Origin of the sequence: Pelomonas sp. Root405, from assembly GCF_001425165.1 — a bacterium.
Taxonomy (GTDB): Bacteria; Pseudomonadota; Gammaproteobacteria; order Burkholderiales; family Burkholderiaceae_C; genus Pelomonas.
This window is the reverse complement of sequence record NZ_LMDU01000001.1, coordinates 1240003-1264027: the sequence shown is the minus strand read 5'-3', so window position 1 is coordinate 1264027 and position 24025 is coordinate 1240003. Positions and strand designations below refer to the sequence as shown.

24 protein-coding genes are annotated in these 24025 nt (G+C 68.1%); 10 read left to right on the top strand and 14 right to left on the bottom strand.

All coding sequences use genetic code 11. The annotated features are described in order from the left end of the window. Positions 1-7: 7 nt before the first annotated feature. On the bottom strand, positions 8-754 hold the full coding sequence (locus ASC81_RS05740) for an ABC transporter substrate-binding protein (protein WP_162245860.1): 747 nt from the start codon (positions 752-754) through the stop codon (positions 8-10). A gap of 70 nt (positions 755-824) precedes the next feature. Here ASC81_RS05740 and ASC81_RS05735 point away from each other — a divergent pair, with 70 nt between their 5' ends. After that, a complete protein-coding gene (locus ASC81_RS05735; RefSeq protein WP_056263654.1) occupies positions 825-1694 on the top strand; it encodes an ADP-polyphosphate phosphotransferase in 870 nt (289 codons plus the stop codon). Here ASC81_RS05735 and ASC81_RS05730 read toward each other — a convergent pair. Next, on the bottom strand, positions 1681-2757 hold the full coding sequence (locus ASC81_RS05730) for a hypothetical protein (RefSeq protein ID WP_056263651.1): 1077 nt from the start codon (positions 2755-2757) through the stop codon (positions 1681-1683). The two genes, ASC81_RS05735 and ASC81_RS05730, sit on opposite strands and share 14 nt — an antisense overlap. Positions 2758-2760: 3 nt before the next feature. Further along, entirely contained in the window at positions 2761-3030 is a 270-nt protein-coding gene (locus tag ASC81_RS05725) for a MoaD/ThiS family protein (protein WP_056263649.1), read from the bottom strand. Positions 3031-3199: 169 nt separating this feature from the next. On the opposite strand from ASC81_RS05725, the gene rarD reads away from it, so the two are divergent. Then, positions 3200-4075: an EamA family transporter RarD gene (gene rarD / locus ASC81_RS05720; RefSeq protein WP_056263647.1), complete on the top strand. Its 876-nt coding sequence runs from the start codon at positions 3200-3202 to the stop codon at positions 4073-4075. On the opposite strand, the gene ahpF is transcribed toward rarD, so the two are convergent. The 4 genes from ahpF to lysA all read right to left on the bottom strand — a co-directional run bounded on the left by ahpF (position 4076) and on the right by lysA (position 8887). Then, the gene (gene ahpF / locus ASC81_RS05715; RefSeq protein ID WP_056263644.1) at positions 4076-5644 is read right to left on the bottom strand and encodes an alkyl hydroperoxide reductase subunit F; all 1569 of its coding nucleotides are present in this window, start codon (positions 5642-5644) and stop codon (positions 4076-4078) included. A gap of 141 nt (positions 5645-5785) precedes the next feature. Then, entirely contained in the window at positions 5786-6349 is a 564-nt protein-coding gene (gene ahpC / locus ASC81_RS05710) for an alkyl hydroperoxide reductase subunit C (protein ID WP_056263643.1), read from the bottom strand. A 112-nt stretch (positions 6350-6461) separates the two neighbouring features. Then, positions 6462-7592 carry an HD-GYP domain-containing protein gene (locus ASC81_RS05705; RefSeq protein WP_056263641.1) on the bottom strand — a complete coding sequence of 377 codons (1131 nt, stop codon included), beginning with the start codon at positions 7590-7592 and terminating at the stop codon, positions 6462-6464. A 50-nt stretch (positions 7593-7642) separates the two neighbouring features. Then, on the bottom strand, positions 7643-8887 hold the full coding sequence (lysA, locus tag ASC81_RS05700; RefSeq protein ID WP_056263640.1) for a diaminopimelate decarboxylase: 1245 nt from the start codon (positions 8885-8887) through the stop codon (positions 7643-7645). A gap of 70 nt (positions 8888-8957) precedes the next feature. Between lysA and ASC81_RS05695 the strand changes: the two genes are divergently transcribed. Continuing rightward, positions 8958-9848, top strand: a complete 891-nt coding sequence (locus ASC81_RS05695; protein WP_056263638.1) for a LysR family transcriptional regulator — start codon at positions 8958-8960, stop codon at positions 9846-9848. Here the strand turns inward: ASC81_RS05695 and dxs are convergent. Genes dxs through xseB form a run of 3 tightly spaced genes read right to left on the bottom strand, consistent with a single transcriptional unit; the run spans position 9814 to position 12889 of the window. Then, the gene (dxs, locus tag ASC81_RS05690; RefSeq protein WP_056263636.1) at positions 9814-11724 is read right to left on the bottom strand and encodes a 1-deoxy-D-xylulose-5-phosphate synthase; all 1911 of its coding nucleotides are present in this window, start codon (positions 11722-11724) and stop codon (positions 9814-9816) included. The two genes, ASC81_RS05695 and dxs, sit on opposite strands and share 35 nt — an antisense overlap. 11 nt (positions 11725-11735) lie before the next feature. Next, entirely contained in the window at positions 11736-12635 is a 900-nt protein-coding gene (locus ASC81_RS05685) for a polyprenyl synthetase family protein (protein WP_056263634.1), read from the bottom strand. Beyond that, the gene (xseB, locus tag ASC81_RS05680) at positions 12632-12889 is read right to left on the bottom strand and encodes an exodeoxyribonuclease VII small subunit (protein ID WP_056263633.1); all 258 of its coding nucleotides are present in this window, start codon (positions 12887-12889) and stop codon (positions 12632-12634) included. The genes ASC81_RS05685 and xseB overlap by 4 nt, the downstream gene beginning before the upstream one ends. Positions 12890-13117: 228 nt before the next feature. Between xseB and ASC81_RS05675 the strand changes: the two genes are divergently transcribed. The 4 genes from ASC81_RS05675 (at position 13118) to ASC81_RS05660 (ending at position 16463) form a co-directional block, all read left to right on the top strand. Next, positions 13118-14230, top strand: a complete 1113-nt coding sequence (locus ASC81_RS05675) for an aromatic ring-hydroxylating dioxygenase subunit alpha (protein WP_056263632.1) — start codon at positions 13118-13120, stop codon at positions 14228-14230. Beyond that, positions 14230-15132 carry a DMT family transporter gene (locus ASC81_RS05670; protein WP_056263631.1) on the top strand — a complete coding sequence of 301 codons (903 nt, stop codon included), beginning with the start codon at positions 14230-14232 and terminating at the stop codon, positions 15130-15132. Before ASC81_RS05675 ends, ASC81_RS05670 begins: the two co-directional genes overlap by 1 nt. Continuing rightward, positions 15129-15962: a sulfurtransferase gene (locus tag ASC81_RS05665; RefSeq protein WP_056263630.1), complete on the top strand. Its 834-nt coding sequence runs from the start codon at positions 15129-15131 to the stop codon at positions 15960-15962. Before ASC81_RS05670 ends, ASC81_RS05665 begins: the two co-directional genes overlap by 4 nt. A gap of 66 nt (positions 15963-16028) precedes the next feature. Further along, positions 16029-16463: a universal stress protein gene (locus ASC81_RS05660; protein WP_056263629.1), complete on the top strand. Its 435-nt coding sequence runs from the start codon at positions 16029-16031 to the stop codon at positions 16461-16463. 32 nt (positions 16464-16495) lie between these two features. Here the strand turns inward: ASC81_RS05660 and ASC81_RS05655 are convergent, their stop codons facing one another. After that, the gene (locus ASC81_RS05655; RefSeq protein WP_056263627.1) at positions 16496-17284 is read right to left on the bottom strand and encodes a ZIP family metal transporter; all 789 of its coding nucleotides are present in this window, start codon (positions 17282-17284) and stop codon (positions 16496-16498) included. Between the two features lie 63 nt (positions 17285-17347). Beyond that, positions 17348-18211: a dienelactone hydrolase family protein gene (locus tag ASC81_RS05650; RefSeq protein ID WP_056263625.1), complete on the bottom strand. Its 864-nt coding sequence runs from the start codon at positions 18209-18211 to the stop codon at positions 17348-17350. A gap of 59 nt (positions 18212-18270) precedes the next feature. On the opposite strand from ASC81_RS05650, the gene ASC81_RS05645 reads away from it, so the two are divergent. Next, complete coding sequence (locus tag ASC81_RS05645) at positions 18271-19764, top strand: Ppx/GppA phosphatase family protein (RefSeq protein WP_056263623.1); 1494 nt, start codon at positions 18271-18273, stop codon at positions 19762-19764. Positions 19765-19849: 85 nt separating this feature from the next. Then, positions 19850-20254, top strand: coding sequence for a GFA family protein (locus ASC81_RS05640; protein ID WP_056263621.1), 405 nt, complete (start codon positions 19850-19852; stop codon positions 20252-20254). A 221-nt stretch (positions 20255-20475) separates the two neighbouring features. Here ASC81_RS05640 and ASC81_RS05635 read toward each other — a convergent pair whose 3' ends face one another. Beyond that, positions 20476-20937, bottom strand: coding sequence for a histidine phosphatase family protein (locus tag ASC81_RS05635; protein WP_056263619.1), 462 nt, complete (start codon positions 20935-20937; stop codon positions 20476-20478). A 5-nt stretch (positions 20938-20942) separates the two neighbouring features. After that, complete coding sequence (gene ppk1, locus ASC81_RS05630; RefSeq protein ID WP_056263618.1) at positions 20943-23003, bottom strand: polyphosphate kinase 1; 2061 nt, start codon at positions 23001-23003, stop codon at positions 20943-20945. Positions 23004-23064: 61 nt separating this feature from the next. Between ppk1 and ASC81_RS05625 the strand changes: the two genes are divergently transcribed. Continuing rightward, complete coding sequence (locus ASC81_RS05625; RefSeq protein WP_056263616.1) at positions 23065-23940, top strand: hypothetical protein; 876 nt, start codon at positions 23065-23067, stop codon at positions 23938-23940. The last annotated feature ends 85 nt before the right edge of the window (positions 23941-24025 follow it).

Genomic DNA, 24025 nt, shown 5'->3' with positions numbered 1-24025 from the left:
AAGCGCCTCAACGCGGCATCTCGGGTAACCAGCGGTCGCGGATGCGCTGCAACTCGCCGCGCGCTTCCAGGCGCCGGATGGCCTGGTTGAAGGCACGCAGGTCGGCTTCGGTCAATGACTTGCGGCTGAGCTTGTAGGTGACCGGGTCGCGCGGCATGCGAATGGGCAGCTCCACCAGCGGCACGTCGACCGCACGCGCGGCAAAGGCAATGGCGACGCTGTCGCCGAGCAGCACGTCGCCGCGCCCCAGCTGCATGAGCTGCACGCCCTTGGCATAGTCCTCGAACCAGGTCAGCTGTCCGCGCGCATTGAACTCATGGATGATGGGCAGGCTGGCGGGCCCGCGGTGCGTGACCAGGCGCAGGCGCGCCTGCAGCAGCTCCTCCAGCGAGCGCGCATCAAGCCGCGCCTCGTCGGCGCGCATGAAGGCGCCGAACACCTCGTCGCGATAGGGACGCGTGTACCAGGCCGGGTCACCCGCCCGGGGCGTGGCGGCAAGCAGCACGTCCAGTTCGCCCGCGGCCAGCATGGGCAGGCGGCGGTTGCGCGGCACCTCGCGCACATAGACGACGCGGCAACCCGCCTCCTTCGCCACGACGGCGAGCAACTCGGTCTCCAGGCCCGTGTGGCGGCCGTCGGCGATGAAGGAATAGGGCCGCCAGTCCTCGAAGGGCACGCGCAGCGGCCGCGTGCAGGCCGCATCGGCCAAAGGCGGCGCAAACAGCATCAGCGCGAACAGCAGTCGTTGGAGCATGTCGGTCGCAGGATAGACCGCCAGGCGCATCGGCGTAGGCTGGCGCCTCACCAACGAGCCGCACAGCGCCATGAAAATTGCCACCGACGCCTACCGGGTCACGCCTGGCCAGAAGCTCAAGCTCTCGCAGCGGCCCACCGTCGTGGCGCCGCTGTACGGCGACAAGGGTGACTACGAGCGCCAGCTCGACGCCCAGGTCGAACGCCTCAGCGAGCTGCAGGACCTGCTGTATGCGCACAACCGCTACTCGCTGCTGCTGATCTTCCAGGCCATGGACGCCGCGGGCAAGGACGGCGTGATCAAGCATGTGATGTCGGGCGTGAACCCGCAGGGCTGCCAGGTCTTCAGTTTCAAGCACCCCACCGCCCTGGAGCTGGACCACGACTTCCTGTGGCGCACCACGCAATGCCTGCCCGAGCGCGGGCGCATCGGCATCTTCAACCGCTCCTACTACGAGGAGGTGCTGATCGTGCGCGTGCACCCCGAGATCCTGAAGGCGCAGTCGCTGCCCAAGGAGAGCACACGGACGCCGGCGATCTGGTCGGCCCGCTACGCCTCCATCAACGCCCTGGAGCAGCACCTGCACAGCAACGGCACGCGCGTCGTCAAGTTCTTCCTGCACCTGTCCAAGGAAGAGCAGCGCCAGCGCTTCCTGGCACGGCTTGACGACCCGGCCAAGAACTGGAAGTTCACCGCCGACGACATGACCGAGCGGGCGCTGTGGCCCAAGTACATGCGCGCCTATGGCGAGGCGCTGGGCGCCACCAGCCGCGCCGAGGCGCCCTGGTATGTCGTGCCGGCGGACGACAAGCGCAATGCGCGGCTGATCGTGTCGCAGGTCATCGTCGATGTGCTGGCGGCGCTGAAGATAAGCTACCCGCCGCCCACGCTGGACGCCACCGAGCTGGCCGCGATCCGCAAACGCCTCAGCCGAACTTGACGGCGTAGATCGGCGGCAGATGGGCTAAGAGGGTCTGCCAGCTGTCGCCGCCATCGCCGCTGGTCCACAGGCCGCCGGTCGTCGAGCCCATCATCAGCTGCTCGCCGCTGTCGTCCACCGCCAGGCCGTGGCGGTAGATCAGGTCGTAGCAATGCCGCTGCGGCAGGCCGGTGCGCAAGACCTCGAAGGTCTTGCCGCCGTCGCGAGTGCGCGTGACGCACAGGGCGCCGTCGACCGGCACACGCTTCTCGTCCTTCACGGCGGGCGCGAACCAGGCGGTGTCGGGATCGCTCGGATGGGCTGCCACGGGGAAGCCGAAGCTGGACGGCTGGGCCTGCAGCTCGGCCCAGTTGGCGCCGTTGTCGGCGCTGCGGAAGATGCCGTTGTGATGCTGGCACCAGAGCACCTCGGGCACGTCGCGGCAGCGGGCGATGAGGTGCGGGTCCTGCACGTTCTCGTCGCCGGCCTGCTCGGGCGGCATGAACTCGGCGCGCATGCCCTTGGCGCTCAGGCCCCAGGTCAGCCCGCCATCGGTCGTGCGCCATGCGCCGCCGCAGGAGATGCCCAGCAGCAGTTCGTCTGGCTCGTCGGCGCGCGCGCAGATGGAATGGATGGCCGGCGCGTCGCTGCCGCCGCCGAACCAGCCCAGGCGCAGCGGCTCGTACCAGAGCGCCTCATTGAGCTGCCAGGTCGTGCCGCCGTCACGGCTGCTGAACAGCCCACCGGGGATGGTGCCGGCCCAGATCACATCACCGGCGCGCTCCATCGACCAGATCTGCAGCAGCTTCCATTCCGGCCCTTCAGCGCCTTCCGGCTGCGGCGGAAAGATCGGCACGCCGACCTCCCGCCAAGTCTTGCCGGCATCGTCAGAGGCATGCAGCTTGACGCCGAAGTGGCCGAGGTTGAGCGCGGCCAGCATGCGGCCGGATGCGTCGGGTGGCAGCAGCATGCTGACCGGCTCGGCCAGGAAGCTGATGTTCTCGATCCCCCAGTTGCCGCCGCGGCGGCGCAGCTCGAACAGGCCCTTGCGGGTGGCGGCCCAGGCGCGGTCTTGTGAACTCATTGATCAACCTCCAGACAAAGCTTGCAGGACATGGACCCGTGACTCCGGCCCGAGCGGGTCGGTCAGGCCGCGCAGATCACGCACGCGCTGGCCGTCGATGAAGATGACGACGTTGTGGCGCAGATGGCCCTGGTCGTCGAGGATGTAACCGCGCAGCCTCGGGTTGATCGCGAACGCGGCGTCCAGGCCCTCTCTGAGCACGACGGCCGGCGTGTCGACGACGGGTGTGTCGACGAACCGGCGCAGTTGGGGGGTGAATTCGATGAGGGCCATATCAGGGGCGCCCGGCCGCCCGAAGCCACTGACGCACCCCCTCGGGGGGCAGCGAGCGACGCGAGCGTGGGGGCTGATTCATTTCTGTACGACGAACGGGGCGGGCGCAATTCGACGTCGACGACCCTGATGCAGCACCCGGATTAACCCTCGATGAGAATGCCGGCCGATGAACCCCGGCATCCTCTACGCCCTCGGCGCCTACCTGAGCTGGGGGCTGTTCCCGCTCTACTTCCGCCAGATCGCCGCCATTCCCGCGCTGCAGATCGTCGCCCACCGCACGCTGTGGTCGCTGGCCTTTGTCGCCGTGGTGCTGCTGGTGATGCGCAACCTGAGCTGGCTCAAGGACGTCAGCGCCGCGACCTGGCGGCGCTTCGCGGTGTCGGCCACGTTGATCGCCATCAACTGGCTGACCTATGTCTGGGCGGTCGGCCACGGTCACGTCATCGACGCCAGCCTGGGCTATTTCATCAACCCGCTGGTGAACGTGGCGCTCGGCTTTGCCTTGCTGCACGAGCGGCCACGGCCGGTGCAGTGGCTGGCCGTGGGCCTGGCGGCCTTTGGCGTGCTGTGGTTGACGGTGGCGGGCGGCCGCCTGCCCTGGGTCGCCTTGGTGCTCGCCGTCAGCTTCGGCTTCTATGGACTGATGCGCAAGACCGCCGCGTTAGGCGCGATTGAAGGGCTGACGCTGGAGACGCTGATCCTGGCGCCGCTGGCCGCGGCCGGGCTGATCTGGTGGTCACAGGACGGCAGCATGGCCGGGCAGACCGCCGTCGACTGGGCCTGGCTGATCGGCACCGGCCCGGTCACCGCCGGCAGCCTTCTGCTGTTCGCCGCCGGCGCTCGGCGCCTGCCGCTGGCGACGCTGGGCTTGGTGCAGTACGTGTCGCCGTCGCTGCAGTTCCTGCTCGGCGTGTTCCTGTTCAAGGAGCCCATGGACGCGACGCGGCTGATCGCCTTCGGCTTCATCTGGGGCGCACTGGCCCTCTACAGCGCGGAGGGCCTGTGGCAGACCCGCCGCGCCTTGCAGGTCAGGCCGCTTTGATCACGCGGCCAGCGCAGGCTGCCGCATCATGTAGTCGAAGGCACCCAGTGCCGCCTTCGCCCCGTCGCCGGCGGCGATGACGATCTGCTTGAAGGGCACGGTCGTCACGTCGCCGGCGGCAAACACGCCGGGCAGCGAGGTCGCGCCCTTGGCGTCCACGATGATCTCGCCGTGCTTGCTCAGCTCCAGCGTGCCGCGCAGCCATTCGGTGTTGGGCACCAGGCCGATCTGCACGAAGCAACCTTCCACGTCGACGCGCTTGGCTTCGCCCGACACGCGGTCGATGTAGTTCAGGCCGTCGAGCTTGCCGTTGTTGCCGGTGAATTCGGTCGTCTGCGCGTTGGTGATGATGGTGACGTTGGGCAGGCTCTTCAGCTTGTTGACCAGCACGGCGTCGGCGCGCAGCTCGGCCCCGAACTCGACCAGGGTCACATGTTTGACGATGCCGGCCAGGTCGATGGCGGCCTCGACGCCCGAGTTGCCGCCGCCGATGACCGCGACCGGCTTGCCCTTGAACAGCGGACCGTCGCAGTGCGGGCAGTAGGCCACGCCCTTGTTCTTGTACTCGGCTTCGCCGGGCACGCCGACATTGCGCCAGCGCGCGCCGGTGGACAGGATGACGGTCTTGCCTTTGAGCTTGGCGCCGTTGGCCAGCTCCACCTCGACCAGGCCGCCGGCTTCGGCGGCGGGGATCAGCTTCTCAGCGCGCTGCAGGTTGTGGATGTCGACCTTGTAGTCCTTGACATGGCCTTCCAGCGCGGCGGCGAACTTCGGGCCGTCGGTCATCGACACGGAGATGTAGTTCTCGATGCCGAGCGTGTCGTTGACCTGGCCGCCAAAGCGCTCGGCCGCGACGCCGGTGCGGATGCCCTTGCGAGCCGCGTAAACCGCTGCCGCGGCGCCTGCCGGGCCGCCGCCGATGATGAGCATGTCGTAGGGGTCTTCGGCATCCAGCTTCTTGGCATCGCGTGCTGCCGCGCCGGTGTCGAGCTTGGCGACGATCTCTTCCAGGCTCATGCGGCCGGACGCGAACGGCTGGCCGTTCAACCACACGGCCGGCACGGCCATGATGTCGCGCCCTTCGACCTCGCTTTGGAACAGGCCGCCGTCGATGACGGTCGTGCGGATGCGCGGGTTGACGATGGACATCAGCGACAGCGCCTGCACGACATCGGGGCAGTTGTGGCAGGTCAGGCTCATGTAGATCTCGAAGTCGAGGTCCACGTCCAGCGCCTTGACGGCGTCGATCTGCGCCTGCTCGACCTTGGGCGGATGGCCGCCGGTCCACAGCAGTGCCAGCACCAGCGACGTGAACTCATGGCCGAGCGGGATGGCGGCGAAGCGAAGCGATTGCTGCGTGCCGGTGCGACGCAGCAGGAAAGAAGGCGTGTGCGCGTCGACACCGTCGGCGCGGAACGAGATCTTGTCGTTCATGCCGACGATCTCTTCGAGCAGCTCGCGCATCTCGTCGCTGCTGGCCGAGTTGTCCAGCGAGGCGATGATTTCGAAGGGCAGCTTGACGTGGTCCAGGTAGCCCTGGAGCTGGGTCTTCAGTGCGGCGTCCAACATGGTGAGTCCTTTCAGTGAGGCGTGGCGACATCGGCCACTGCTGAAAGGGTCCCCGTGCAGAGCGGAGGCCCTTTCAGCAGAACCTGTGAGGCTCTGCGGAAGGAAGGAGCCCTCCCGGGCTCCTTGCAAACAGCATGGTGCTTAGATCTTGCCGACCAGATCCAGCGACGGCGCGATGGTCTTGGCGCCTTCCTTCCACTTGGCCGGGCAGACCTGGCCGGGGTTGGCGGCGGTGTACTGGGCAGCCTTGAGCTTGCGCAGCGTTTCCGACACGTCACGGGCGATCTCGTTGGAGTGGATCTCGGCCGTCTTGATGATGCCTTCGGGATTGATGACGAAGGTGCCGCGCAGCGCCAGGCCTTCTTCGGGGATGTGCACGCCGAACGCGTTGGTCAGCGTGTGGGTCGGGTCGCCCACCAGCGGGAACTTGGCCTTGCCGACGGCCGGCGAGGTCTCGTGCCACACCTTGTGCGAGAAGTGGGTGTCGGTCGTGACGATGTAGACCTCGGCGCCCATCTTCTGGAATTCGGCGTAGCTCTCGGCCGCGTCTTCGACTTCGGTCGGGCAGTTGAAGGTGAAAGCAGCCGGCATGAAGATCAGCACGGACCACTTGCCCTTGAGCGTCTCGTCGCTGACGGTGATGAACTTGCCGTTGTGGAAGGCTTCGGTCTTGAAGGGCTGGACTTGGGTGTTGATCAGGGACATTCGAGTGCTCCGTTGGCGGGGTGGATGGGATAGGCAGAACTATATCGACGTCTAGTTTTCAGTTGAAAACATTTATCAAATCGACGTTATTGCCATTGCCTATCGGCGGATGTCAGGCCTCGTAGCGGTCGTAGAGCTGGTTCGGAACAAGCTTCACGCGCAGCACCTGGGCGGGCGCGATGGCCGTGATCGCGTGCTCGGCCACCGCCGTGTCGCGCCTGACCGGTGAGCCTAAAGCATCGCCGTGACGATTCATCAGTGCGCTGACGACCGGTGTGTTGCCCGATGTACCCCGGCGAACCGCCACGCCGATTTCACCGCTGGCGAGCCTGACGAGTGTGCCCGGCGGGAACATGCCCACCTCCTTGACCAGCAGCGCTGCAAAGGGATGACCATTGCTGCCCGTGTAGATCGACTTGGCTGCCTGCGGCGCCGGCAGCCCGGCGCGGCCGCCACGGCTGGCCAGCTTGGCCAGGAAGATGTCGGCCAAGCGGAGCAGCTGCGAGGCCTCGCCCGGCTCCGCCAGGTTCTTGGGATAACCGCCGCCGCCCGGTTGCTCATGGTGGTCGGCCACGGCGGCCAGCCACTCGGCATCGTCCAGCCCGGCGCCGCGCAGCCAGGCCACCGCCTCGTCCGGATGGCGGTCGATCGCCGCGCGCTGCGGCGGCGCCAGCTTGCCACCACGCGAGGCCAGGCGGCCCTGCAAGTCAATGATCGACAGGTTCATCGTCAAGGCGGCGCCGACCAGGCTGCGCTGGCGCTCCGGCGGCCATCCCAGGCGCCGCGACAGCAGCGCGCAGACAGTGGCTGTGTGCAGCAAGTGGGCCAGGCCATAGACCTCGTGCCGGCTGTGGTCGTGCTGGATGACGACGAACAGCAACGGGTCAGGAAAACGCTCGGCCCAGGCGATGAGCTGGGACGCGCATTCCTTGACGCGCGGCAGAAAGAGCGTGTCCTGCGGCGCGCGCAACAGCACCGACAGCCGCGTCTGCAACGCCTCCCAGCGCGCAAAGAAATCCTCGCTGCCGGCGCCACCGGCATCACCGCCGCGGCCCGAGGCGTCGCGCAATTCGTCCATGTCGACGAAGACGCCCCGGTTCAACAGCGCCTCGCGCATCTGGTCGCTGGGTACTTGCTGCCCCTTGGCCAGCAGCAGCTTGCCCTCGGCATCGCGGACCCCGAAGGGCAGCGGCGCACCGGTCTTGATGTGGCCGCCAACCTGCTGAATTGGAACAAGCTTCATGTCCGGATGATCACCGGACTTGGGGCTAACGACCCCAGCGGTTGGCAGGGTCAGATTTCGAGCGCGAGCAAATCCTCGACCGTCTGACGGCGGCGGATGAGCCGGCTCGCTTCAGCGTCGACCAGCACCTCGGCAGCCAGGGGGCGGCTGTTGTAGTTGCTCGACATGGACGCGCCGTAGGCGCCCGCGTCGTGAATGACGAGCAGGTCGCCGACCACGGCGGGTGGCAGCTCGCGCGTCAGCACCTCGCCGCCCGGGCCTTGTGTGAACACGTCGCCCGACTCGCAAAGCGGCCCGGCAACGACCGTGCGCTGTGCCGCACCGCCAGACCCGGTCGCGGCGATCACGCTCATCGCATGGAAGGCCCCGTACATCGCCGGGCGCATCAACTCGTTGAAGCCGGCGTCCACCAGCACGAAGCGGTTGGCGCCGGCGTTCTTGACGGCCCGGACCTCGGCCAACAGCACCGCGCTCTCGGCGACGAGGTAGCGGCCGGGCTCGATCTCCAGCTTCAGCGCATGGCCGACCAAGGTCTCGGCGTCGCGGCGTGCGGTGTCCCACAGGCCGAAGTAGTGGTCGACATCGATGCCCGCGTCGCCGTCACGATAGGGAATGGACAGCCCACCGCCGGCCGAGATGGCATGCAGGTCGTGGCCGGCGGCGACCGCCTCGTGCACGAGGCCGACCATGGCCTGGCCAACCTGGGCCAGGTGGCCGTAGTCCACGCCCGAGCCGATGTGCATGTGCAGGCCGACCAGCTGGAGCCCATGGCGGCGGACGGCGGCCAGCGCAGCGCCCAGGTCCGCGTGCCAGATGCCGTGCTTGCTGTGCTCGCCGCCGGTGTTGGTCTTGTGGCTGTGGCCATGGCCGAAGCCGGGGTTGATGCGCAGCCAGACCGCATGGCCGGGCGAGGCTTCACCCAATTGATCGAGCATGTCGATGGAGCCGGCGTTGACGGGAATCCGATGTTCGACCACGGTGGCCAGCGTGGCGTGGTCGAGCAGGTCGGCCGTGAAGACGATCTCGTCGCCCCCGGCCTCGTAACCCGCGGCCAAGGCGCGCAGGATCTCGCCGCGAGAGACGGCGTCGACCTTGACGCCGGCCTCGCGCAGCAACTTGAGGATGTGGATGTTGGAGCAGGCCTTCTGCGCAAAACGGATGACGTCAAAGGGCCGCAGCGACGCGGCGCGCTCGCGGATGGTGGCAGCGTCATAGACCCACAGCGGCGTGCCGTGCTCGGCGGCCAGGGTGGAAAGGCGGGCGGGGTTGAGGGCGGCAGGCAGGGGCTTGGTCATGGGTTGAAGGATGCCCGCCGCCGCCCATTCAATCAAATTGAAGTTTGTGCGGAGACAATTCAATCCTGATATGGACATCCAACACCGCCACATTGAAGTTTTCCGCGCCGTCATGACGGCCGGCAGCGTCACCGGCGCCGCGGCGCTGCTGCACACCTCGCAGCCCACATTGAGCCGCGACCTGGCGCGGCTTGAGCAGCTGCTGGGCTACGCCCTGTTTGACCGCGAGCAAGGCCGGCTCAAGGCAACGGCGCGGGCGCGGGCGCTGTTCGACGAGGTGGAACGCAGCTTCCAGGGCCTGGCCCGGGTGATCGAGCGCGCCGAGGCGCTGGGGCGCTCGGAGGACGCCGAGCTGAGCCTGCTGAGCCTGCCAGCCCTGTCGCATGCGCTGCTGCCCGGCGCACTGGCCACGCTGCTGAGCCGGCATCCGACGGCCCGCGTGTCCATCACACCGGCCGAGCCGCCGCTGCTGGATGCGTGGATCAGCGAACAGCGTTTCGACCTGGGCCTGGCCGAGCAAGCGACGCCGCTGCCCGGCGTGCGTGTCGAGCCCGTGCTGGAGGCCGATGAAGTAGCCGTGCTGCCCGCGGACGACGCGCTGGCGTCGCGCAAGCGGCTGGGTCTGAAGGATTTTGAAGGTCGGGACTTCATCAGCCTGGCCGAGGACGACCCCTATCGCCGTGAGATCGATGCGCGTTTCGAAGCCGCGGGCGTGGTGCGGCGGCTGCGCGTGCAGACGCACAGTGCGGTGGGCGTTTGCGAGCTGGTGCGAGCCGGGCTCGGCCTGGCCATCGTCAATCCGCTGACCGCCGCGGCCTGCGCGGGGGCGGGTCTTGTCGTGCGGCCATTGGCGGTGTCGATTCCGTACCGCGTCAGCGCCCTGCTGCCGCTGCACCGGCCGGCGCAACCGCTGGTCGAAGCCCTGCTCAGCGCGCTGCGGAGCGCGCGGCAACCACCGTAGGCTTGGTGCCAAAGCGCTTGACGATGCTGGCCTCGATGCCGGCGGCGTCCAGCCCGCACAGGCTCATCAGCTTGCCCGGGTCGCCATGCTCGACGAATTCATCGGGGAGGCCCAGCTGCAGCACCGGCACGCTCAGGCCGGCGGCGTTCAGCGCCTCGCAGACGGCGCTGCCCGCGCCGCCCATGATGCAGCCGTCTTCCACGGTGACGAGGGCGTCGTGCGTGCGCGCCAGTTCGGCCACGAGCTCGACATCCAGCGGCTTCACGAAGCGCATGTTGGCGACCGTCGCGTCCAGCCGCTCCGCCGCTTCCAGCGCCGGGTAGAGCAAGGTGCCGAAGGCCAGGATGGCAATGCGCTGGCCGCTGCTGTGACTTTCACGGCGCAAGACGCCCTTGCCCCAGGCGTGCGCCGTCATCGCCTTGACGGGCGTGACGCCAGCGCCGGCACCGCGCGGATAGCGAACGGTCACCGGGCCGTCGTGCATGAAGCCGGTGTAGAGCGCCTGGCGGCATTCGTCCTCGTCGGCCGGCGTCAGCACGGCCATGTTGGGAATGCAGCGGGTGTAGGCGATGTCGTAGTTGCCGGCATGCGTGGCGCCGTCAGCGCCCACCAGGCCGGCGCGGTCCAGCGCGAACAGCACGGGCAGGTTCTGGATGGCCACGTCGTGCACCATCTGGTCGTAGGCGCGCTGCAGGAAGGTGGAGTAGATGGCGACGACCGGCTTGATGCCTTCGCAGGCCAGGCCGGCGGCGAAGGTGACCGAATGCTGTTCGGCGATGCCGACGTCGTGATAGCGCTGCGGGAAGCGCTTGTGGAAGTCCACCATGCCCGAGCCCTCGCGCATGGCGGGCGTGATGCCGACAAGCCGCGAGTCGGCCTCGGCCATGTCGCACAGCCATTCGCCAAAGACCTGGGTGAAGGTCGTCTTGGGCGGCGTCGCCGGCTTGACGAAGCCCACCGCCGGATCGAACTTGCCGGAAGCCGCGTGGTACTTGACCGGGTCGTTCTCGGCCAGCTTGTAGCCCGAGCCCTTCTTGGTCACGATGTGCAGGAACTGCGGGCCCTTCTTCTCGCGCAGGTTCTCCAGCGTCGGGATGAGGGACTCCAGGTCGTGGCCGTCGATGGGGCCGACGTAGTTGAAGCCGAACTCCTCGAAGATGGTGCCCGGCACGACCATTCCCTTGGTGTGCTCCTCGAACTTGCGCGCGAACTCGTACAGCGGCGTGTTCTTCAGCACGCTCTTGGCGCCTTCGCGCGCCGCCGTGTAGAAGCTGCCGCTCATCAGCCGCGCCAGGTATTTGTTCAGCGCACCGACCGGCGGGCTGATCGACATGTCGTTGTCGTTCAGGATGACGAGCACATCGCCCAGCAGGCCGCCGTGGGCCACGCCGGCATTGTTCAGCGCTTCGAAAGCCATGCCTGCCGTCATCGAACCGTCGCCGATGATGGCCACGGCCTTGCGGTCCTCGCCTTTGAGCTTGGCGGCCATGGCCATGCCATGAGCAGCCGAGATGCTGGTGGAGGAATGGCCGGTGCCGAAGGTGTCGTACTCGCTCTCGTCACGGCGCGGGAAGCCGCTGATGCCGCCGATCTGGCGCAGGCCGGGCATGCGGTCGCGCCGGCCGGTCAACACCTTGTGCGGATAGGTCTGGTGACCCACGTCCCACACCAACCGGTCTTCCGGCGTGTTGAAGACGTAGTGCAGCGCCACGGTCAGCTCGACCGTGCCCAGGTTGGAGCCCAGGTGACCGCCGGTCTTGGAGACGCTCTCCAGCACAAACGCGCGCACCTCGTCGGCCAGCTTGCGCAGTTCGGTGCGCGGCAGGCGACGCAGGTCGGCGGGGCTGTTGATGCCGTTCAGCAGGGTGTAGTCCATGGCTCGGCCCTTCAGTTGTCTCGCTCGACGACGGAGTCGGCCAGCAGGCTCAGGTGGCTCACGTCGGCCAGGCCACTGGCGGCCAGTGCGGCCTTGGCTTCAGCGCGCAGCTGCTGCGCCAACGTCCTAGCCGCATGGATGCCAAGTACGCTCACATACGTCGGCTTGTTCGCATCCTGATCCTTGCCGGCCGTCTTGCCCAGCACTTCGGAATCCTGGGTCACGTCAAGGATGTCGTCGACCACCTGGAAGGCCAGGCCCAGCGCCGCGCCGTAGTCGGACAGCGCCTGGGTCGCCCGGGGCGACGCCGGCCCGCAGGCCGCACCCATCATCACGCTGGCCTGCAGCAGCACGCCGGTCTTGCGGCGGTGCATGTCACGCAGCGTGGCCTCATTGAGCTGCTTGCCGATGCTGGCGAGGTCGATGGCCTGGCCGCCGGCCATGCCGTCGTGGCCGGCCGAACGCGCCAGCAGCGAGCACAACCGGGCTTGCAACGCGGGCGCGATGCCGCTGCCTTCAGATTCCAGGGGGGTCAGCACCTCGAAGGCCAGCGCCTGCATCGCATCGCCCGCCAGCATGGCCTGGGCCTCGCCAAAGGCGACATGCGTGGTCGGCTTGCCGCGGCGCATGACGTCGTTGTCCATGCAGGGCATGTCGTCATGCACCAGCGAATAGGCGTGGATGAGCTCGACCGCACAGGCCGCGCGCATCGCTGCAAAGCTGTCACCCCCGACGGCCGCGCAGCTGGCCAGCACCAGCAACGGGCGCAAACGCTTGCCGCCGCCCAGCACTGCATAGCGCATGGCCTCACCCAACCCGGCGGGCGCGCCAGCCGGCACCAAATCGTCCAACGCCGACTCGAAGGCGTTCAACGACGCCTGTGTCCAGCGCTCAAAGTCCTGTGCATTCAAGATTCGTGGCCCTCCCAGGCCTTCAGTTCGGCGCCATCGAGCAGCCGGACCTGCTGTTCGACCGCCTGCAGCCGGCCGCGGCACAGGGCGAGCAGTTCGGCGCCACGCTTGTAGCCGTGCAAAAGCTGGTCGAGCGGCAGTTGCTGCCCCTCCATCGCCGCCACCAGACGCTCCAGCTCGCCGAGCGCCTGCTCGTAGCTGAGTTCATCGCCATCTGTCGCGGCGGCCTTGGTGCGGGACGAAGTCTTGGTCATTTCAAAACGCGAAACGGCGATTGTAGTCAGCGGGTTTTGACATTCCTCGCCACCAGGCGTAACCGTCGGCCGGCCGCCACTGCCATGCGTAGAATCCCCAACCTCACGCCCGAGCGCGCGCCCGCGCCGCTCCCTTTTCCACCACAAGCAACCTGGCCGACTCGGCAAACACCGAGATGCGCCGGAGGGACGCAGCACCCCATTTCGTCTGAAAGACCCGCCTGGATCATGTCCGACCTGAGCCTTCCCGTCTCGGCGCTACAACGCAGCCAGACCCAGCTCCCGGTGAGCGCCTATTTCGATACCGATCTGTTCCAGCGCGAGCAGGCCAGCATCTTTCAGCGAGGGCCCCGCTACGTCGGCCATGCACTGGCTGTCCCTGAAGTCGGCGACCACTATGCGCTGCCTCAGGAAGGCGAAGGCCGCGCGCTGGTGAGGTCGTCTCAAGGCATCGAGCTGATCTCCAACGTCTGTCGCCACCGCCAAGCGCTGATGCTGAAGGGCCGCGGCAACACCCGGGCCAACATCGTCTGCCCGCTGCACCGCTGGACATATTCACATCAGGGCGAGCTGATCGGCGCGCCGCACTTCGACCAGGACCCCTGCCTCAACCTGAACCGCTACCCGCTGCGGGAATGGAACGGCCTGCTGTTCGAGGACAACGGCCACGACGTCGCTGCCGAACTGGCCCAGTTGGGCCCGCGCGCGCAGCTGGACTTCACGGGCTACGTGCTCGACAAGGTCCAGGTCCATGAGTGCAACTACAACTGGAAGACCTTCATCGAGGTCTACCTTGAGGACTACCACGTCGGTCCCTTCCACCCGGGCCTCGGCGGCTTCGTCAGCTGCGACGACTTGGCCTGGGAGTTCGGCAAGCACCACTCGGTGCAGACCGTCGGCGTGCAGAACGAACTGGAGCGCCCCGGCTCGCCGGTCTACCAGCGCTGGCACGACGAGTTGCTGAAGTTCCGCCAGGGCCGCCCGCCGGAGGCCGGCGCAATCTGGCTGACCTATTACCCGCACATCATGGTGGAGTGGTACCCGCACGTGCTGGTCGTGTCGACGTTGCATCCGGTGTCACCACAGAAGACGCTCAACCTCGTCGAGTTCTACTACCCCGAGGAGATCGCCGCCTTCGAGCGCGATTTCGTCGAGGCGCACCAGGCCGCCTACATGGAGACCTGTGTGGAGGACGACGAGATCGCCGAGCGCATGGATGCCGGCCGCAAGGCGCTGATGATGCGCGGCGACAACGAGGCCGGCCCGTACCAGAGCCCGATGGAAGACGGCATGCAGCACTTCCATGAGTGGTTTCGCCAGCAGATGGGACGCATCGACTGATGCCGGCGCCGGTGCTCATGGTGGCAGCGACGCTGCTGTTCGCCACCATGGGCGTCTGCGTCAAGCTGGCCAGCGAGTTCTACGCGGCCAGCGAGATCGTCATGTACCGCGGCTTGGTCGGCATGCTGATGATGGCCGCGCTCTGCCGGCAGCAGCGCATGAGCCTCAAGACCCGCCTGCCAGGCATGCACCTGTGGCGCAGCATCTCCGGCGTCACGTCGTTGTGCCTGTGGTTCTACGCGATCGCCGAACTGCCTCTGGCCACGGCCATGACGTTGAACTACATGTCGTCGGTCTGGATGGCCCTCTTCCTGCTCGGCGGCGCCGTGCTGATGGGTGCGCAGAAGCTCGACTGGCGGCTGATGGCCTCGGTGCTGCTCGGCTTTGCGGGCGTCGCGCTGATCCTGCGGCCGACGCTGGACCAGCAGCAGCTCTGGCACGGCATGGCCGGCCTGCTGTCGGGCATGCTGGCGGCCATGGCCTATCTGCAGGTGACGGCTCTGGGCCGTGCCGGTGAGCCCGAGTTGCGCGTCGTTTTCTATTTCTCGGTGGGTGGCTGCGTGGCCGGCGCCGTCATCACCGCCGTCACCCAGGGCGGGCTGCAAAGCCACTCGCTGTGGGGCGCCGCCCTGCTGCTCGCGGTCGGCGTGCTTGCCACCACCGCCCAGGTTTGCCTGACGCGCGCCTACGGCACCGGCAAGCCGCTGGTCAACGCCTGCCTGCAATACCTGGGCATCGTCTTTTCCTTCATCTACGGCATGCTGCTGTTCAAGGACCCGCTGACCTGGCACGCGACCATCGGCATGCTGCTCATCATCGGCGCCGGCCTCGCCGCGACGCTGCTGCGCAACAAGGTCGCGCCGCCTCCCAAGGACAGCCAGTTCAACCCCGCTGAGTCATGACCTACATCACGCTGATCACTCCCGCCGAACTGCGCGAACTGGACAACCCGCTCATCGTCGACTGCAGCTTCGACCTCGCCGACACCGATGCCGGCGAACGCGCCTACGCGGCGGGTCACATCCCCGGCGCCTTCTACCTTCACCTCGACCGCGATCTCTGCGGCGACAAGCTCGGCCCCGACGGCGCTTTTCGCGGTCGCCACCCGTTGCCGCAGCGTGAGACCTTTGCCGCGCTGATGCGCCGCATCGGCTTGGCCGCAGGCCGGCAGGTCGTCACCTACGACCGCCAGGGCGCGCCGTATGCCGCCCACCTGTGGTGGATGCTGCGCTGGCTGGGCCACGCCGAGGTGGCCGTGCTCGACGGTGCCTGGGACGGCGAACTCAATACCGAAGTCCCGGCCGCCACGCCCACCGACTGGCAGCCGGGCCCTCCGCTGGCCGGCCAGATGGACGCCGCCACACTGCTGACGAAGCTGGGCCGCGTGCGGCTGATCGACGCCCGCGCGGCCGAACGCTTCCGCGGCGACATCGAGCCGCTGGACAAGGTTGCCGGCCACATCCCGGGCGCCAGCAACCGGTTCTTCAAGGACAACCTCGCCGCCGACGGCCGCTTCAAGCCCGCGGCCGACCTGCGCGCCGAGTTCGCCGCATTGCTGGCGCCCTACCCGGCCGACCAGGTCGTGCACCAATGCGGTTCCGGTGTCACGGCCTGCCACAACCTTCTGGCGATGGCGCATGCCGGCCTCGGCGAGCCGCTCGGGGGCCTGCTCTATCCCGGCTCATGGAGCGAATGGTCTGCGGACCCGGCACGCCCAATCGCTACGGCTTGATCTCCGACAAGCAATCCTTGGCCTGATCGTCCACACTGTGGTCCTCCGCAACGACTGGAGGACCGAATGTTCAAGCGCATCCTCGTCCCGACGGACGGCTCTGACATCACCATCAACGCGGTCAACACCGCCATCGAGCTGGCCAAGGCGCATGGCGCCCAGCTGTTGACACTGAGCGTCATGGAGCCCTTCCCCTACAGCGCGGTCTCCGAGATCCAGCCCGTACCGCCGCAGGAGTTCATCGACGCTCAGCTGCGCGTCGCCACGCAGCGCGTCGAGGCCGTCAGCGCGGCCGCAGCCGCACAGGGCCTGTCGTGCAAGGCGCACACCATCGAGGCCCTGCACGCCTGGGAGGCCATCATCGACCACGCCAAGGCCGAGTCCGTCGACCTCATCGTCATGGCCTCACACGGCCGCCGCGGTGTCGCCGCGCTGCTGCTCGGCAGCGAGACGCAGAAGGTGCTGACCCACACCGACCTGCCGGTGCTGATCGTCAAGTAGGCAGCCGGCCCTGCCTTGCACCGGCAGCGCGCTCAATGCGCGTGGGAGCCGTGCAGCAAGGTGGACACCCCGAAGGCCACACCCAGGCCCACGGCCAGCCAGGCCACCTGGGCGAAGGTCTCGCGCCAGGCCAGGCGTTGCTGCAACTGAGGCAGGAGGTCGGCCACCGATATGTAGATGAAGCTGCTGGCCGCCAGCACCAGCAGATACGGCAGCACACCGTCGAAGCTGCCGATCAGGAAGTAACCCAGCACGCCGCCAACCACCGCGGCCATGCCGGAGATGGCGTTGAACAGCAGGGCCTTGGCACGGCTGAAGCCGGCATTCAACAGCACGATGTAGTCACCCACCTCTTGCGGGATCTCGTGCGCGACGATGGCCAGCGCCGTCGCGAAGCCCAGGCGCGTGTCGGCCAAGAAGGCCGCGGCGATGATCGCGCCGTCGCAGAAGTTGTGGATGCTGTCGCCCACCAGCACGGTCAGCCCGCCGCGGCCCGCCTGCTCGGCGTCGAAATGGTGATGGTGATGGTGCCCGTCGCCCTCGTGGTGGTGGACGTGTCGATACAGCTCCACCTTCTCCAGCAGCCAGAAGAACAGCAGGCCGCCCAGCAACACAGCAAAGAGCGTCTGCGGCGGCGCGGTGTGGCCCTCGAAGGCCTCGGGCAACACGTTCAGCAGCGAGGTGCCCAGCAGGATGCCGGCCGACAGGCTGACGAGGCTCTTCACGAGGCGGGTCAGCACAGTCACGGTCAGGCTCGCGGCGACGAGCACCGACAGCAGCCCGCCCGCGAAGGTGGCGAGCACGATATAGGTCAGGGTCATGGAAAAGGCGGGAAAGCAACGGGCCGCTGCTGCGGCCCGAGGGCGGTCAGCGTAGCAGAGCCGTCAAACGACCCCGTGCTTCCTGAACCAGGCCAGGCAGCGCGCCGAGCCGTCATCGGCCGCGGCCTTGCGGTAGCTGGGCCGGTAGTCGGCGTGGAAGGCATGCGGCGTGTCGGGGTAGACGACGAACTCGCTCCGGGTGTTGCCGGCGGCCTTGAGCGCGGCTTCGAGCTGGGTCAGCGTCTCGACCGGGATGCCGGTGTCGGCCGCGCCATAAAGGGCCAGCACCGGCACCTTGATGCTGGCGGCGCGCTCGATGATCGTCTTGTCACCGGCGAAGTAGTTGCGCGCCACCGGCCCGTACCAGGCCACCGCCGCGCTCAGCCTGGGGTTGTGCGCGGCATAAGACCAGCTCGTGCGGCCGCCCCAGCAAAAGCCGGTGATGGCCATCCGGGCCGTGTCGCCGCCGTTGGCCGCGGCCCAGGCAACGGCGGCGTCGAGGTCGCCGTTGACCTGGGCGTCCGACGCCTTGCTGACGACGTCGCTGATGAGCTTGGGAATGTCCGTGTAGGCGCCGGCATTGCCGTGGCGCACGAAGAACTCCGGCGCGATGGCCAGATAGCCCAGCTTGGCGAAGCGCCGGCAGACATCGGCGATGTGCTCGTGCACGCCAAAGATCTCGCTGGCCACGAGTACTACCGGCAGGTTCTTCTTGCCGGCGGGCTGGGCGCGGTAGGCCGGCATCTTGAAGTCGCCCACCGGGATGCTGACCGAGCCCGCCTCCAGGCCCGCCGTGTCGGTCGTGAGGGTCTGCGCCGTCACCGGCAGAACGGCAGCCGCGAAGCCACTGCCCACGGCGGTTTGCACGAAACCGCGGCGGCTGAAGTCGCGCCCGGGCGCGAGGCTGTCGATCTCTTCCTTCAACATGGGCACTCCTGAAATGACGATGGCGGGGGCGTCAAATTTTGCCCCGACAATCCGCGCCCATGACGACGCGCCCTGACTCAGTCACCAGCCTTTGGGCCTCCATCGACATCGGTTCCAACAGCTTTCGACTCGAACTGGCCCGGCTTTCCGGCGAGCGCTATCAGCGCGTCAGCTACACCAAGGAGAGCGTGCGCCTGGGCGCCGGCCTGGATGCCCAGGGCATGCTGACCGAGGCGGCCATGCAGCGCGGCCTGGCCTGCCTGAAGGGCTTCGGCGAACAGCTGGTCGGCATCCCGCCCGAGCGCATCCGCGCCGTCGCCACGCAGACACTGCGCGAGGCGCGCAACCGCAATGCCTTCCTGGCGCGCGCCGAAGCCGTGCTGGGTCATCCCATCGAGGTCATCGCGGGCCGCGAGGAAGCACGGCTGATCTTTGCCGGCGTGGCGCGCCTGCAGCCGTCGGTCAAGCCGCGCCTCGTCATCGACATCGGCGGGCGCTCCACCGAGATGATCCTGGGCACCGGCCGCAAGCCCATGCTGGCCGAGTCCTTCGGCGTCGGCAGCGTCGGGCTGTCGTTGCGTTTCTTTGGCGATGGCCGCTACACGGCCGAGGCATTCCGCGCGGCCCAGGTCGCTGCCGGCGCCGAGCTGGAGGAAGCGCTGACGCTGTTCCGTCCCGAACTCTGGCAGGAAGCGCTGGGCTCGTCGGGCACGGTCGGCGCGGTGTCGCAACTGCTGGCGGCCTCGGGCCAGACCGATGGCCGCATCACGCAGGACGCGCTGCGCTGGTGCGTCGAGCAATGCCTGGCCGCAGGCTCGCAAGACAAGCTGCAACTGCCCGGGCTCAAGGACGACCGCCGCCCCGTCGTCGCCGGTGGCCTGTGCATCCTCTACACGCTGCTGACGCAGTTCGGCATCAAGGAACTTCTGCCCACCAAGGGCGCGCTGCGCCAGGGCGTCATCTTCGACCTGGCCGAGCGTCTGCAGCCCAGCGGCGCCGCCGACCCTCGGGCGGCCTCGGTCAGCGAGCTGCAGGCGCGCTTTGCCGTCGACATCGCCCAGGCTGACCGCGTGGCCGAGCAGGCCGATCGCCTGTACCACCAGCTCGAACCCAAGCCGCAGGCCGAGCTGCTGCGCGAGCTGCGCTGGGCCGCGGCGCTGCACGAAATGGGCATGCTGGTCTCTCACCACGACCACCACCGCCACAGCGCCTATTTGCTCGCCCACGTCGACGCGGCGGGCTTCTCCACCAACCAGCTGCAGCGCCTGGCGGCACTGGCACTGGGCCAGCGCGGCGGCCTGCGCAAGATGGAGGCCCAGCTGGCCGACACCAGCCTCCTGGCGCAACTGATCGCGCTGCGCTTGGCGGTCATCCTTTGCCACGCGCGCACGCCGGTGACGGGAGACGGCCTGCTGCTGGAGCGCCGCGGCAGGCAGCTGACGCTGCGCTGTCCCAAGAGCTGGTCCTCGGGCCATGCGCGCACCCGCTATCTGCTCAAGGAAGAGGCCGAGGCCTGGGCGCGCACCGGTGTCATGGAGCTGGCGTTGGCGTAACGGCTCGCAACAAGCTGACTGCTGTCACGGGCTGACAGCGATGCTCGCGAGGATGCATCCCTCCAACCCTGCGTGAGACACCGCCATGCTGAAGACCTACACCGGCAGCTGCCACTGCAAAGCCGTCCGTTTTGAAGTCGACCTCGACCTGGCCGCCGGCACGGGCCGCTGCAACTGTTCGATCTGCACAAAAACACGCAACTGGAGCGCCAGCGTCAAGCCCGAGGCCTTCCGCCTGCTGGCCGGTGCCGATGCACAGACCGACTACCAGTTCGGCTCCAACAGCATCCACAACCCGTTCTGCAAGACCTGCGGCGTCAGGACCCACGGCCACGGCCACATCGAGGAGATGGGCGGCGCCTTCGTGTCAGTGAAGGTCAACTGCCTCGACGACGTCACGCCTGAGGAACTGGTGAGCGCGCCGGTGCAGTATTTCGACGGTCTGCACAACAACTGGTGGAACAAGCCGGAAGAGACTCGGCATCTTTGAGGCCCCTCGCCCGGTCTTGCCCAGCTGAACGCGGGCACGCCCGGTCGGTCCCCCCAGGGGACGGCGATGCTTGCGGCATTGAGCCGCAAGCACATCGCCCAAGGCGGGCCGGCTTGGTGAACTGGAGTCGGACACAAGCAGTCCCTGCGGACTGCTTGTGCCTACGGAAGGCCATGGGCCTCTGGCCCATGGCAGGCCCGGCGCTCGGCCCGCAATCTCAGCTAGAGACAGTCCGGCCCCTGCACCGCGTGCAGCGTCACCTCGGGCTCGCCATCGCGCTGGCGCCAGCGCAGCCACCAGACTGCGCCTTTCCTGACGGCCCAGTCCTGGTCGACGCCAGCCAGCAAGTGCGCGGCCAGCTGGCCAAGCGTCGGCTGATGGCCGCAAAGCAGCACCGGCTCGGCCGATCTGGGCCAGCGTGAGGCCTCGATGAGGTCCGTGAAGGGGGCGTCCGGCGCGATGGACGGCACGATGCGCACCTCGCGCCCCAGCGCCTCGGCCGTCTGGCGGCAGCGCAGGGCCGGGCTGACCAGGACACGCGTCGTTGCCGCCAGGCGGTGGTTCAGCCAGGCCGCCATGCGCCGCGCCTGGCGCTCCCCCTTGGGTGTCAACGCGCGCTGCAGGTCGTCCTGGCCCGGGGCGGCGATCTCGGCTTCGGCGTGGCGCCAGAGGATCAAGTCCATCGCGACTATTCCGAATAGCGCCGCATCAGCGCCTGCTGCGCGCTGACGGTGCCCTTGACATCGACGCGCGCCGAGCGGCCGTCGGGCCCGAGCTGCCAGGCGTCCATGGTGTCGTGCAGATAGGGCTGCAGCGCCTCGTCGATGACGCGCTGGCGCAGCCGCGCATCCTGCACCGGCCAGGCCACTTCGATGCGGCGGAACATGTTGCGGCTCATCCAGTCGGCGCTGGACAGGAAGAGGGCCTCGCCCGGGTCGGTCTCGGTCGGCGGGGCCCAGCGGAAATAGCAGACCCGCGAGTGCTCCAGAAAGCGGCCGACCACCGAGCGCACCACGATGTTGTCGCTGACCCCCGGCAGGCCTGGCGGCAGCATGCAGGCGCCGCGCACGATGAGGTCGACCTTGGCGCCGGCCTGCGCCGTGCGCAGCAGGCCATGAATCAGCTCGGCGTCGGTCAGCGCATTGATCTTCACGACGATGCGCGCGCCCTTGTAGCCGGTCAGCGCCGCCTTCTCCACCTGGGCCAGCAGCTCCAGCATGCGGCTGTGCATGTTGAAGGGCGCCAGCAGCATGCGCCGCGACACCTTGAATTTGCCCAGCGAGGCGAGCTGGCGGAACACCGCATCGGCATCGAAGGTCAGGTCGGGGTCGGCGGTCAGCAGGCCCAGGTCGGTGTACAGCCGCGCGGTCTTGGGGTTGTAGTTGCCGGTGGAGATGTGGCCATAACGGCGCAGCTTGCCGCCTTCGCGGCGCGTGATCAGCAGCAGCTTGGCATGGGTCTTGTAGCCGACGATGCCGTAGACCACCTGGGCGCCCACGGCCTCCAGGCGCTCAGCCCAGTTGATGTTGGCCTCTTCGTCGAAGCGCGCCTTCAGCTCGACGACCGCCATCACCTCCTTGCCGCGCCGCGACGCCTCGATGAGCAGGTCCATCAGCTCGGACTTGGCCCCGGTGCGATAGATGGTCTGCTTGATGGCCAGCACGTCGGGGTCGTTGACCGCCTCTCGCAGCATCTGCACGACGGGATCGAAGCTCTCGAACGGGTGGTGCAGCAGCACATCGCCCTTCTTGAGCTTGTCGAAGATGGATTTGTGGCGCGGCAGGCGGCGCGTCGGCCACGCGGGCTCGAAGGGCTTGAAGCGCAAGTTGGGCGCGTCGGTCAGGTCGATGAGCTCGTTCAGGCGCACGAGGTTGACCGGGCCGTTGACGCGGTAGAGCGCCGCGGTGGGCAGGCCGAACTGTTCGAGCAGGAACTCCGACAGCTCGGCCGGGCAGGTGTTGACCACCTCCAGCCGTACCGCGCGGCCGAAATGGCGCGTGGTCAGCCCCGAACGCAGCGCATGGCGCAGGTTGGCGATCTCCTCCTCGTCGACCTCCAGGTCGGAGTCGCGGGTGACGCGGAACTGCGAGAACGCCTCCACCTTGCGGCCGGGAAACAGCTCCTCCAGGTGGGCGCGGATGACGCTGGTCAGCAGCACGAAGGCCTGGCGGCCGTCGGACAGATTGGCGGGCAGCTTGATGACGCGTGGCAGCACGCGCGGCACCTTGACGATGGCGATGCGGTTGTCGCGCCCGAAGGCGTCCTTGCCCGACAGCCGCATGATGAAGTGCAGCGACTTGTTGGCCACCTGCGGGAAGGGGTGGGCCGGGTCCAGGCCCACGGGCACCAGCAGCGGCTTGACCTCCCGCTCGAAGAACTTGGCCACCCAGCGCCGCTGCGGTTCGTCGCGGTCCGCGTGGTTGAGCACGACGATGCGCTGCTTGAGCAGCAGCGGCATGACCTGCTCGTTGAAGATCAGGTACTGCTCGTCGATCAGCGTGTGCGCTGCGCGGCCGACGCGCTCGACATCCTGGCTGGTGACGGTGCTGAGCGGGTCGCGCGCGGCCTCCAGCATGTCGGCGAAGCGCACCTCGAAGAACTCGTCGAGGTTGCTCGACACGATGCAGATGTAGCGCAGCCGCTCCAGCAGCGGCACGTCCTCGCGCTGGGCCTGGGCGAGCACGCGCCGGTTGAATTCAAGAATGGCCTGTTCGCGGTTGAGCAGCTTCAGCGGGGTCGGGTCGGTCATGTTGAAAAGTGTATGAAGCTTGTGTGACAACGCCTTGAATTCGGGCTTGGATAATCGCCCCATGCATTTGATGATCCCCAATGCCAGCGCGCTGGACGAAGCCGCGCGGCATGCGTTGGCCAGCCTGGCCCTGCCCAACCTGGCCGCGCAACTGGCCCGGCTGAGCCCGGCCGAGACCTGGGGCAGCGACGAACTCTCCGCCCAGCCGCCCCACCACCTCGCCGAAGCCGCGCTGCGACAGCAGGCCGCACCCAGCGCGGCGGCCTGGGCGGTGGACGCCGGTCCCGAGCTGGCCTGGGCGCTGATGAGCCCGGTGCATCTGGCCGTCGGGACCGATGGCGTCGACGTGCTGCCGCCCGCGGCCCTGCAGCTTTCGGAATCCGATGCGGCCCGCATCGTCGGCGTGCTGCGCGAGCTGTGGTCCGAAGCCGAGGGCTGGCAATGGCGGCTGCTGGACGCAACCCGCTGGGCCATCGGCCATGCCAGCGCACTGGACGGGCTGAGCGCCGCAAGCATCGAGCGCGCCGCCGGCCGGCCCATCGAGCCCTGGCTGCCCGACAGCCGCGTGCTGCGCCGCTGGCAGAACGAGGCCCAGATGCTGCTGCACGGCCACGCCTTGAACCTCGAGCGCGAAGCCCGCGGCGAACCGGCCGTCAACTCGGTCTGGATCGGCGATATCGGCCGCAGCAGCGGCCGGGCTGCCGACGTGACCGTCGATGCGCGCCTGACCGAGCCGCTGCAGAACGGCGACCTGGCCGCCTGGGTTGAGGCCTGGCAGCGCCTGGACGCCGGCCCGCTGAGCCAGCCGCTGACCAACCTGACGCTGTGCGGCGAGCGCTTCGCGCGTCGTTTCACGGCCCAGCCGCTGTCGCTGCTGGCCAGGCTCAGGCGCCGCTTCCAGTCGTCCGACGTGGCTGCCGTGCTGGAGGCGCTGTGAAGCGGGCCGAGCGCTGGGCCGCTCCTGAGCCGGACCGCATCCCCTTGGGGGATCGGTCGGTGTACTCGCCGGACGAGGGGCAGAC